We start from the raw sequence: 13543 nt of genomic DNA on the forward strand, positions 1-13543 counted from the left end.
TATAGAGCCATTATGAGAAAATTCGTTCCAAACAACAAGAAACATGAAGAAGATATGATATGGCTAGAAAAACAAGATCAACAAAAAGGGCTGTCTTATTGGTCAGATGTATTAGCAGGATATGAAGAAGTTGCCGAGATTAAATCGATATATACACCTCAAGAGAGTGATCAGCAAGTAGAGCGCTTGGCGATTACATTATCTCCTGAAGATGCATTGCAGTTGAGGGAACTGATAGCTGCCCATCAATTGACGGTGAGTCATGTAATGGAAACGGCCTGGGGAGTTGTTTTACAAGCATATAGCGGTCTGAAAGATGTGGTGTTCGGGAAAGTAATGTCCAGGCGTCAAGCCGATGTGCGCGGAACAGAAGGCATCGGCGGTCTGTTTCTTAATACGATACCGGTGCGTGTAGCGAGCAAAGAAGACATGAGTATATTGGATCTGATCAAAGAAATGCAGCAGCAAGGGACTGAAAGTGAGCAATATGCCTATTGTTCGCTCGCTGAGATTCAAGCGCAAACGGAGCAGAAGCAGAACTTAATCCAAGTGCTCTATATGTTTGAAAACGATTATGTGGATGAGAACAAGCTAACAGATTTTATGTACGAAATGGAGTATGGCTTGGACCAAACCAAGTACAACTTGATGTTATGCGCATACGAATATGAAGGGAAGATATTATGTGAAATAATATACAATCCGAACGTGTATGCACGTGAGGAAATAGCGCAAATTGTTGTACGGCTAGAACATGTGGTACAAGTTATCGCAGCAAACCCTGAAGGGAAGTTATCTGAGCTTGAAACAATAACAGAGGAAGAACAAGCACAGATACTAGGTTCATTTAATAATACAGGATTACCGTATGCAAAGGATAAAACGATTCCAGCATTATGGGAAGAACAGGTTGCAAAAACGCCGGATGCAATCGCCCTCGTATATGAAGACAAACATGTGACGTATGACGCATTAAACAAAAAAATCAACCAAGTGGCATGGGCGCTTCGCAGATTGCACATCGAACCTGATGACCGGGTAGTAATTGTAGCAGAGCGAAGTGTGGAGATGATTGCCGGGATGTATGGCATCATCAAGGCAGGCGCTGCATATGTGCCGGTCGATCCTACGTTTCCAGCAGAGCGAATCCAGTTCATCCTAGCTGACTGTAAACCAAAGGCAGTGCTTGTGTATAAAGCTGCGATTGAAACGGATCTGCCAACGATTAATCTTGCTGATGATAAGCTCTGGGAAGGGATGAGCGATAATCCCGAGCAAATCAATCGCCCTAATGATTTGGCTTATATAATCTATACATCCGGGACAACGGGGCAACCGAAGGGCGTAATGTTAGAGCATTGCGGTGTTGTGTCCTTACGGCATCATCTTCTGAAGCAATATAACGTTACAAGTCAAGATAATGTGCTTCAATTTGCCAACTATGTCTTTGACGGTTCTGTATGGGAGATGACGTTATCCCTATTGTTAGGGGCGACGCTAACTTTGGTGTCAAAATCCATTATAGCGGATGTAACACGTTTTAATTCTTTTATGCAAGAAAGCAGGATTACGATAGCTGCACTGCCGCCACAATACTATCTTCAGACGGCGTTTACAGGAGTTAGATGGTTAATAACGGCTGGAGCCGCAACAAATGAGTCGGTTATTGAACAAACACGGAATAGTGACACCCGATATTGTAACGGTTATGGTCCTACGGAATGTACGGTACAGGCTACGTATTGGGAATATGATGGGATAAGCGACGTGCCAAGCAACATCCCGATTGGTAAACCGATTGCAAATAATCATGTATATATACTAGACGGGGACAAATTATGCGGGATTGGTGTGCCTGGGGAGTTGTGCGTGGCAGGCGTCGGCGTTGCAAGGGGCTACCTCAACAAGCCGGAACTGACCAGTAAAAAATTTGTAGCGAACCCCTTTGTACCAGGGGAGCGGATGTACCGGACGGGGGACTTAGCTAAATGGCTACCGGATGGGAATATTGCTTATTTGGGTCGTATTGACGATCAAGTGAAGATCAGGGGGTTCCGGATCGAGCCGGGAGAAGTGGAAAATGCGCTGCGGCAGTTAGAAGGGATCCAAGATGCGGCGGTCATCGTACGGGAAACCCATGACGGAGAGAAAGCGCTATCTGCCTACCTAGTTTCGAAAGATCGAGTTCAGTTGAAAGCAGTGAGGCAGGACTTAGAGGAAATACTACCGGCTTATATGATGCCAGCGTATATGATGCAGATTGATCAACTGCCGGTGACGCGCAACGGTAAGCTGGATAAACGGGCACTACCGGAGATCGTAGCGGTAAGCGAAAGGGAATACACCGCTCCGAAAAACGAACTTGAAGCGCAACTGTGCAGTATCCTTAGTGAGGTACTGGGCGTGGAGCGGGTCGGCACACAGGACAGCTTCTTTGAGCTGGGCGGAGACTCGATCAAAGCGATACGGATCGTTTCAAAGCTGAGAAGTGCAGGATATCAAATCGCGATCAAAGATATTTTGCAAAAGTATACCGTTGAGGCGATCAGTTATGCGGCACAAAAGTCTGTCTTAGAGGTTCAGTACGAGCAAGATGAAGTAAGTGGCCTCGTACCGCTGACACCGATCGTCAGAGAGTTTGCGTCCTGGAATCTTCCTATGCCACACCACTTTAATCAGGACATGCTGATGGAGATTGATCTAGACGATGAGAAAAAGCTTCGGGAAGTGCTTGATGCCCTTATAGCGCATCATGATATCCTGAGATCCGTCTACCGGGAAGGTCAGCTAGAGATTGTAAAGGTGAGTGACAGCAAAGCGTATGATCTAAAGGTGTATGACTTTAGCGAAGAACAAGCAGCAGCAGAACTCATGGAAGCGGCATGTACGGAACTGCACAGCAGTATCAACTTAGAAGAAGGGCCGCTGGTGAAGGCAGCGATGTTCCGGACGGGTGAAGGGAATCTATTGTTTCTAGGGATCCATCATATTGTGGTGGACGGCGTATCGTGGCGTATCCTGCAAGAAGATATTGGAACAGCCATCCAGCAAGTAAAAGAAGGGGCGCAAATCCGATTCCCGGCAAAGACGGCGTCGTATAAGGCATGGGCAGAAGCACTGGCAGAATATAAGGGCAGCCCTCTATTGCAAAAAGAACGGGCGTACTGGGAACAAGTAGCAACGCAGATGGAGTCCGGGAAACTTGGCATGGACGAACAGACGGGAGAAAGCGGGTATGGCAACTACACGATACATTTAAATGAAGAAGAAACCACACAGCTTATTCATCAGGCAGGTCGGGCATATAATACCGAAATCAGTGACTTGCTTATCAGCGCCTTGGGGATGACTGTGAAGAAATTGACAGGGGCTAGAGATGTAACGATAGGTATGGAAGGTCACGGAAGGGAACCGATTCATAAGCAGATCGATATCGATCGTACGGTCGGATGGTTTACAAGTGTGTATCCGGTGGTGGTATCGTGCCATGATGAGATAGCAAAAAGTATCATTACAACCAAAGAGATATTGCGAAAAATCCCGAACCGAGGTCTTGGGTATGGGCTATTGCAGGAAGAATTGTCGGTTCGTCCGCTTGACGTTTTGTTTAACTATATGGGACAAATGGACGCTGAGGCAAAGGGGAAGAAATTACACTTTTTTAGTTCAGGTAAAGGCTTAGCGGATGAGAATAAAATGTTGTCGGAATTGTTTATAAACGGTTTGATAAGTGAAAGAAGATTAACATTTACTTTCCGTTACAATAGAGGTCTTTTTTCAAGCAATACGATACAAAGATTCGCTGAGATATATAAAGCGTGTACTCAGTCTATGATTGCACATTGTATGCAGCAAGAAGAATCGATTCGGACTCCGTCTGACTATTCTGCAATTTCGATTACGGATGAAGATTTGAGTGTCCTGCATCGACTTTATCCAGAGAAAAATGAAATACAGGATATATTTGATTTATTGCCGCTACAGGAAGGTATTTTGTATCATGACCTGAAAAGTAGTGGTTCTGAGTATTTAACCCAGTTTGTTTATCAAGTTAATCAACCTATAAATACTAATTTCATGCGCAGTGCGTTTCAATGTTTGCTTAAAAAGCATGATGTGTTGAGAACGGCGATGGTGTATGAAGGGTTAAAACATCCGAAACAGATCATTTTGTCACATCGCTCACTTGATTGGGAGGAAATTGATTTAACAGCATACGATGAGAAAGAGCAACTAGCTAGACTAAATGAACTGATAGAGATGGATGTCAAGCAGGGATTTGATCTGCAGCTTAATGCGCTATTTCGCATAAAAATTATTAAACTATCCACTAATTGCACGCAATTGATTTGGAGCTTTCATCATATTATTGCAGATGGATGGTGTACTGAATTATTATGTAACGATTTAAAAAATTACTATAACTTGCTTCAAGATGGTTATAGTATACACGATGTAGAACAAGTTATTGAACAAGAGAAGTGCCAGATTGCGACGTATGGTGATTATATTCAGTGGTTTCAGAATCAGGATGAGGAGCTTGCGCTTACGTATTGGTTCGAACGACTTCGTGATTATGACTTAACATACAAATACCGTCCGTATTTCGAGCCACCATATTCCAGCTCCAACTTGGCTCAAGTGAAAAAGAAGCTGGATGTTGAATTGACAAGCAGTTTGTTACTTTTAGCACAAGCGCATCAGATAACAATAAATACAATCACTGAAGCAGCTTGGGGAATCGTATTACAACAGATTAACTTTACAAATGATATCGTGTTCGGCAAAGTAATTTCGGGAAGGCATGCCGAAGTAAGAGGGATTGAAAGCATAGTAGGTCTTTTTATTAACACGATACCAGTAAGGATAAGCGCAGACGAGAATACAACGATTGTAGCACTTTTGCAGGAATTACAAGATCAAGGTATTGAAAGTACGATGCACGCTCACTGTTCACTGGTTAAAATTCAAGAACAAACCGCCCAAAAATCAGATTTGATTTCATCGCTTTTTGTTTTTGAGAATCATTTGGCACAAGAACAGCAAAGTGAACATACAGATGGTTTGCAATTAGTGCTTGTTTCTTCGAGAGATGAAACAAATTATCCGCTTAATCTATTGGCTGCTGTAGAGGACGAGGCATTACGATTTACAGTTCTTTATAATCCAAACAAGCATGCTTTAGAAGAAGTAGAGATGATGCTCAGCATGTTAAACAATGTATTATGTGCATTTGCTGAGTATCCTGAGAAGAAGATTTTCGATGTTGAATTAATTCGCAAGGAAGATAAGGCACGAATACTAGGTGAATTCAACAATACGGCAAGCACATATCCGAAACATAAATCTATTCCAGACTTATTTGAAGAACAGGTTCAACTTACACCCGATCAAATTTGTGTGGTATGCGATAAGGAACAATTAAGCTATCAACAATTAGACAAGGCCGCGCAAGGTATTGCCACCGAATTGCGAAAAAGGGGGGTATCATCAGGTCAATTAATTGGTATCGTATGTGAGAAAAGCGTGCACATGATAGTAGGGCTCCTGGGGATACTCAAAGCAGGGTGTGGCTATGTACCAATTAATACGGATGAACCGGATAACCGCCTGCGCTTTATTTTGGAAGATTGTGGTTTGAATATCGTACTGTGCGGTGATGTAAAAGGGGATATGATTAATGTCCTTCAAGAGCACTGCACCGTCATAGATCTAAATGGAAGTTATGCAGCTATGACAGAGCGTGCCTTAATATCGGCAGATGATATTGCATATGTCATGTATACATCCGGTACGACAGGATATCCGAAAGGTGTTTGTGTTACACATCAAAATGTCGTACGGCTTGTGAAGCAAACGAACTATGTTGATTTAAATGGGGCGCACATTTTGTTAACTGGTGCACTCTCCTTCGATGCGTCAACATTTGAAATATGGGGCGCACTTCTCAATGGCGGGAAATTGGTGTTAGCCGATACGCAGAGCATAACAGACGGGAACATGTTGGGAATGTTGATACACGAGCACCAGATTACGATGATGTGGATGACTGCGCAGCTTTTCAATTATATGGTAGACACTAGATGCGAAGTTTTTCAACCATTACAGTATTTATTGGTTGGAGGAGAGAGGTTATCGGCGAAACATATCAAAGCAGTAAGGGAAAAGCATCCGAAACTTAGAGTGATTAATGGTTATGGTCCAACAGAAAATACGACCTTTTCTGTTACGTATGCAATAGAGACGGATTACTTCAATATCCCTATCGGGAAGCCAATCAGCAATAGTACAGCGTATATTTTGGATAGAAAAATGCAGCTATGTGGAATTGGTGTTCCAGGGGAACTTGTTGTAGGCGGCGACGGCGTAGCGAAAGGATATATGAACCAACCAAAACTTACTGTGGAAAAGTTTATTGAGAATCCGCTTATTCCTGATGAGCGGCTGTACCGTACCGGAGATATTGCGATGTGGTTGCCGGATGGGAATATTGCGTATATTGGACGCATTGATGACCAAGTGAAAATTCGAGGGTACAGGATTGAAGTGGGCGAGGTAGAGCATGCTCTTCGAAGATTAGAAGGTATCCAAGATGCGATCGTCATCGCCCGCGAACAAGATAGAAGTGAAAAGGAACTGTACGCATACCTGGTATCTAGCACTGAGATTCAGATGCATAAAGTGCGGAATTCCCTTGGGGAGACACTTCCTGCCTATATGGTGCCGCAGCATATGATACAGATTGAGAAAGTTCCTATGACACGAAACGGAAAGGTAGATAAGCGAGCGCTTTCTGAAATACAGATCGTGCATGAGCAGCAATACACGGCTGCGGCGACTGAATTGGAAGTCATACTTTGCAATATATTCGGTGATGTACTTTCTGTTGACCGTGTTGGTATTTATGATGATTTCTTTGCGTTAGGTGGTCACTCCTTACATGCTGTACGCGTTATCAATCAGATTGAAGCGATGATTGGAATACGTTTACCGATAACAACACTGTTTGAGAATCCGCATATTAAAGCGCTCAGTCAGCACCTTGAACGAATCAGTGCAGGAGATACTTCGCAGAATACGTTATATACAAAGGCTGTGTTTGAACCCATACCACATGCTATGCAGAAAGAAACATATCGGATGTCTTCAGCTCAAAAGCGTCTTTATGCGATTCAAGAGATGGATCAGCATAGTACGGCTTATAATATGACGTTATTGCGTCGAATGGATGCAGACCTTGATCGTGAACGACTTCAGCTAGCACTGAAGCAACTCATACAACGGCATGAAAGCTTACGAACAAGCTTTCATATGGAGAACGGAGAAGCAATACAGCGTATTCATGACCATGTGCCGTTTACGCTTCAGATTACTGAAGAAGATGATAATACAGGGTTTGTGCATGCATTTGATTTGTCTCAAGCGCCATTAATACGTGTTAAAGTAATTAATCAAAAAGAAGGTGGTTATCTCCTAGCCTTCGATATGCACCATATCATTTCTGATGGGACATCGATTAATATTCTAATGCAGGATTTGTCCAAGCTATATAATGGCGAACCCCTTGAGACAATGCCGATTCAATATAAAGATTATAGCGAATGGTTGCAGACTCAAGACATGACGGAACATGAGACGTATTGGTTGAACTCGTTGCAAGGTGAAATACCAGTACTGGATTTACCAACAGACTTTACACGTCCGCAAGTACAACAGTATACAGGGAAATCAGTCGTGAATCATGTAGAGTTACGGGAAGCTGTAACAGCATTGTGCCGGACATCGGGTGCAACCGAGTATATGATACTACTGAGCACATGGATGATTTTGTTGAGTAAATATAGCCGTCAGGATGATATCATCGTAGGTTGCCCTGTTAATGGACGTTTACATTATGATACAGAGCCAATAATCGGTATGTTCGTGAATACGATTGCATTACGTGGAAGACCATCGGGAAAGAAGAATTTCGTAGATTTCCTGTCGGAGATGAAAGAAGTATGTCTAAAAGGGATAGAGCATCAAGCATATCCGCTCGAAGATCTGGTTGATATTATGGGCTTGCATCGGGATATGTCCCGAAATCCGCTTTTTGATGTGTTGTTTGTGTTTCAGAATAATGAAGAAGCAGATTTCGATTTTTATGGCATTAACAGTATGAATGTTCATGATGAATATAGTTTACAGCACAGTTCGGCTAAATTTGATTTAACATTAGAAGTGACGCCAATGGCAAGTGGCTACCGCATTGAAGTACGCTATGCAACAAGCCTATACCAAGAAGAAAGCGTACGCCGAATGGTGAAACATTATGAAACGTTGTTGGCAGCAGTTACGCAATCCCCTAAGCTTGAAATATGTCAACTGCCAATGATGACGCAAGCAGAAAGGGAGCACATTTTAACCTCATTTAACGCTACGTCCTGTGTTTATGATGTGACGACACCAATTCATGAACAATTTGAGCAGATTGTACAGGCTATGCCGGAGAAAACGGCTCTACGCTTTCGAGATCAAGCTCTGACATACGCACAGTTAAATATGAGGGCAAATCAGCTTGCGAGAATACTGCTACTTCATGGTACGCGCCGCGGAGATTTTGTCGGTATTTTACTTGGTCGCAGTATGGAAATGATGGTTGGAATACTCGCAACGTTAAAGGTCGGCGCGGCTTATGTGCCAATAGATCCGACATATCCTTTGGAGCGGATTCAGTATATGGTGGAAGATAGCGGGTTATCGGCAGTATTGACTCAGAGGCAATACGATGACACGATCGAGCTACCTTCCAATGTAAGACGCATTCATGTGGATCAAGAATGGTGTGATGAATCTAGTCATAATCTGCATACGATTGTAGACGCAACCGATATCGCTTACATCATCTATACTTCAGGCTCTACAGGCAAACCAAAAGGGGTAATGGTGGAACATCGCTCGATTAGTAACTTGATTGCAGGTCTAGATCAGTTACAAAACTTGGATTCGACGAAGACAATGTTATGTGTATCGAATATTGCGTTCGACGGCACAGTCTATGAGTCACTATTTGCCTTGCTCAAAGGAATGCAGATTGTAATTGCTGATGAGGAAGCACAACACGATCCAAAGTTACTCTTGCAATTGATTGAGCAATATAACGTGAACATCATGAAGGGTACACCGACGCGGATGAAGATGCTTATGGATGAAGTTCGGGATGTTCATCCATTACATGGTTTGGAAGTAATCGTTGTCGGCGGAGAGCCATTAACGGATGATTTGGCCACTGCTTTGCTTGAAAAATGGGATATTCGTTTGTTCAATCTGTATGGTCCGACGGAAGCAACGGTAGACGCAACAGGGATTGAAATTCATTTACATGACAAAGTTACGATTGGAAAACCAATTGCCAATGTACAAGTATTTATATTAGATTCTTACGGATCTCCGCTTCCAATCGGTGTGGCAGGTGAGCTTTGTATCAGCGGACCTGGTGTTGCCAGGGGATATCTTAATCGGAGTGATCTTACCGCAGAGAAATTCGTTGACAACCCATATTTGCAAGGTGAGCGGATGTATTGCACGGGAGACCTTGCCCGCTGGTTACCAGACGGTAATATTGAATATATTGGCCGCATCGATGATCAAGTAAAGGTTAGAGGATACCGCATCGAACTGGGCGAGATTGAGCATGTCCTGCGAAAACAACCTGATGTGCTGAATGCTGTTGTGATGGTTAGAGAAGATGCGGCAGGGGATGATTATTTATGCGCTTATGTGGTGCCAAATGATCAAGTGACATTGGATACTGAAGCAATTAGAGAAGATATTCGTCAGGTTTTACCTGATTATATGATTCCTGCATACATCGTTCCACTGGTGCAGTTTCCTATTACGAGCAATGGGAAACTAGATCGCCGCAGCCTGCCTGAGCCAGATCGCAAGGGGAGGGGCAATAAGTATGTTGCTCCGAGAGATCAAACTGAATCGGTGCTTGTGAATATTTTCCGAGAGGTACTCGGTGTTGAACGTATTAGTATAAAAGATAGTTTCTTCGAACTTGGCGGAGACTCCATAAAAGCTATCCGGATTGTATCGAAGATGAGAAGCGCGGGTTATCTTATTTCGGTGCCGGATATTTTAAGTCAATACACAGTTGAAAAGATTGCATACAAAGTAGGCAGGGAATCAGAGATCCAGTACGATCAGGGTGAAGTTACGGGTCAGGTCATGAATACACCGATCATACATGATTTTTGTGCAAGAAATTACTCTAATCCTAACTATCATAATCAAGATGCTCTTTTGACGGTTAGAACGGATAACGAAACGCACATTCATGAAGCATTGCAAGCTGTTGCTGTTCACCATGATATATTACGGGCAATTTACCGGGATGGTAGTCTGACAATTTTAAGTAGTACGGATAGTAAACTTTATGAGTTACAAGTGTTTGAGGTTCATGCGGATCTTAACGGTTCGGCGTGGTTTGAAAGCGCTTCCACTGGAATTCATCAAAGCATGGATATTAACAAAGGCCCTTTGATGAAGGCGGCACTCTTTAAAACCCAGTCTGCCAATTATCTTTTCTTGTGTATTCATCATCTTGTCATTGACGCAGTATCATGGCAAATTTTGCTTGAAGACTTAGAGACTGCTCTCCAGCAGCTTCAAGACGGAAAGGAAATAAAGTTACCATCAAAAACACTTGCTTTTAAAGACTGGGCGGAATCATTAGAAGAATATAAAAGCACAAACGAGATTACTACCCAAGCGAATTATTGGAATACAATCATCGCAGCCATGCAGGAAGAGAAACTGCTTATAGACGACGATCCGCATGATCATGGGTATGAGGACGTGACAATAACGTTCCGTAAGGATGAGACAGAACAGCTTATAAGGCAAGCGGGAAAAGCGTTTGGTACCGAAATCAATGATTTGCTTATAAGTGCAATCGGTGTTGCAACTCATGCGCTGACGAAACAATCAAAAGTGTCGGTTTGTCTGGAAGGACATGGAAGAGAAGCGATACACAAGAAAGTGGATATCGATCGTACTATAGGATGGTTTACGGTAAAGTTCCCAATTCGTGTTTCGTGTCATGATGATTTACGGAAGAGTATTATTGATACAAAAGAAATGTTAAGGAAAGTACCTTTACGTGGGTTGGGATTTGGCTTATTACAAGGTGATTATTTGGCGATTGAGTCCGATATTTACTTCAATTATTTAGGGCAGTTGGATACAGAATCGAATGTTACCCTGTTTACGAACAACAAGAGTATAGCGAATTCGAATGGTACCGAAGGCGCAATTGATATGAACGGGTATATTGTACAGAATATGCTACATTTTATAATCCGCTATGACCGCAGTAAATATAATAGGAACACCGTAGAGCGTTTTGCAGCATTATATAAGGAAAAACTTAGCGATATTATTAGATATTGCTGTGTACAAGACAAACCGGTGAAGACGGCTTCTGATTATTCCTGTGATGACTTGACGAGTGATGAATTAGGACTGATTCAGGAGTTCATTGCTGATAAAGAGGATATTGATGATATTTATACGCTAACTCCGATGCAGGAAGGAATCTTATACCATTATTTACTGAATCGGCAATCAACCAGCTATGTTACACAAATGGTGTATCACTATAACGGTAATCAAAGTGAACAAACGTTTGAGGTAGCGCTGAAACTGCTAACGAAACGACATGATGTACTGCGAACTGCAATTGTATATGACCATGGCGCTAAATCTAGACAACTTCTTTTGCGAAGTCGTGAAATCGAATATGCAGTTGTGGACTGGTCGGACAAGGATCGTGCAGAACAAGCTTCTCATATTTCTACATGGATTGATTCTGACCTGAAGCGGGGTTTTGATCTACAGCAAGAAGCATTGTTACGGGTTACCAATATCATGTTAAGTAGAACAGAAGGGAAATTAATTTGGAGTTCTCACCACATCATCTCGGATGGATGGTCAGACAACGTTATATTTAATGACTTTATACAAATATGCGAAAAGCTACAACAAGGCTTGTCTGTTGTGGAGCTTGAGCAAGGGTTAGAGGAAGAGAAGGAAAAGAGCTTACATTTCAAGGATTTCGTTAACTGGTTGGAAAAACAAGATGAAGAAAGGAGCTTGCTATACTGGAGAGAGCTCCTACTAGACTATGAAGAGTCTGCTGACATTAAGCCGCTCCGTCAACCTGAAGAAACATCTAGCGAGATGAAGCGAATTAATCATAAACTTCCTGTTGATGTAACAAGACAACTTCTTAATACGGCTGCAACGTACAATATTACGCTGAATACGATGATAGAGACGGCTTTAGGTATCGTATTACAGGAATTGTGCGGCATAAAGGATGTTGTCTTTGGCAAGGTGGTCTCCGGAAGAAATGCTGATGTAAGAGGGATAGAGCATATTGCCGGAATATTTGTTAACACCATTCCAATTCGTATTTGTTGTGATGATGGAATGCACATATGCGATATTTGGAGAAAAACGCAAGAACAAGCGATACTAAGTGATCAGCATGGACATTGTTCTTTTGCCAAAGTACAACGACTGACCAAACAGAACACCGATTTAGTTAAAGTTTTGTTTACATTCGATAACGATGATACATGGGATGAAGTGCGACAAAGTGAGACTTCAGCTTTTCAGTTTACCGTAGAGGGTGGACGGGAGCAAACCAATTATACGACTACGTTTAAAGCGTATCTTGATACCAGTCAGCTACATGTCGATGTATTGTATGATCCTAGAAAGCTGGCAGCAGAAGACGTTGTCAATATTATGTCAAAGATACAAAGTGTATTATTGTCATGTGCAGCAAACCCAGAAATGAAGGTATCTGAACTCGAGACGATAACAGAGGAAGAAAAAGAGCAGATACTAGGTGCGTTTCAAACGAAGCCAACCCAATATCCGCACGAGGAATCGATCAAAAGCTTATTTGAGGCGCAGGTGAAGAAAACACCGGATCGGATAGCGGTATCTTGCGGGACGGAGCAACTGACGTATGCGGAATTGAATGCGAAGGCGAACATCGTTGCCAATCGGCTGCTTGCTACTAAAGCCGAGAACGAAACAGGCAAAGGCGAAACGATGGTAGCGTTGCTGTTAGAACGCAATATCGATATGGTCATCGGGATACTCGGAGTAGTGAAGGCCGGATATGTCTATGTGCCAATCGATCCAGAGGCGCCGCAAGACCGTATCCAGTATACGCTGTCGGATAGTGGTGCAAGCTTGCTTCTTGTCAATCAAGGAAAAGAACATACAGTTTCATTTCAGCAAGGAGGAATATATGCGATAGAGCATCTGTATGCGAATATACCAGGTATATCGGATGTACCAAACAGAACAGAGCTGGAAGCCAATCCGGATGTATCCATCGCACCGCAAGATGCTCTATATATCATATATACGTCAGGCACGACCGGTGAACCAAAGGGAACGATAATCGAACATGAATGTGTCGTCCGGTTGATGCATAACGATGACATGCCGTTTGATTTCCATGAAGAGGATGTATGGA

At 42.7% G+C, this 13543-nt stretch carries 1 protein-coding gene; it reads left to right on the forward strand.

The features are described 5' to 3' along the window. Positions 1-12: 12 nt before the first annotated feature. Positions 13-13543: amino acid adenylation domain-containing protein (locus ACQ5BJ_RS11875; protein WP_430113395.1), on the forward strand; the 13531-nt coding region annotated here is incomplete at its 3' end.

The sequence above is a fragment of the Paenibacillus sp. B1-35 genome, assembly GCF_050474385.1.
Classification (GTDB): domain Bacteria; phylum Bacillota; class Bacilli; order Paenibacillales; family Paenibacillaceae; genus Paenibacillus_B; species Paenibacillus_B alvei.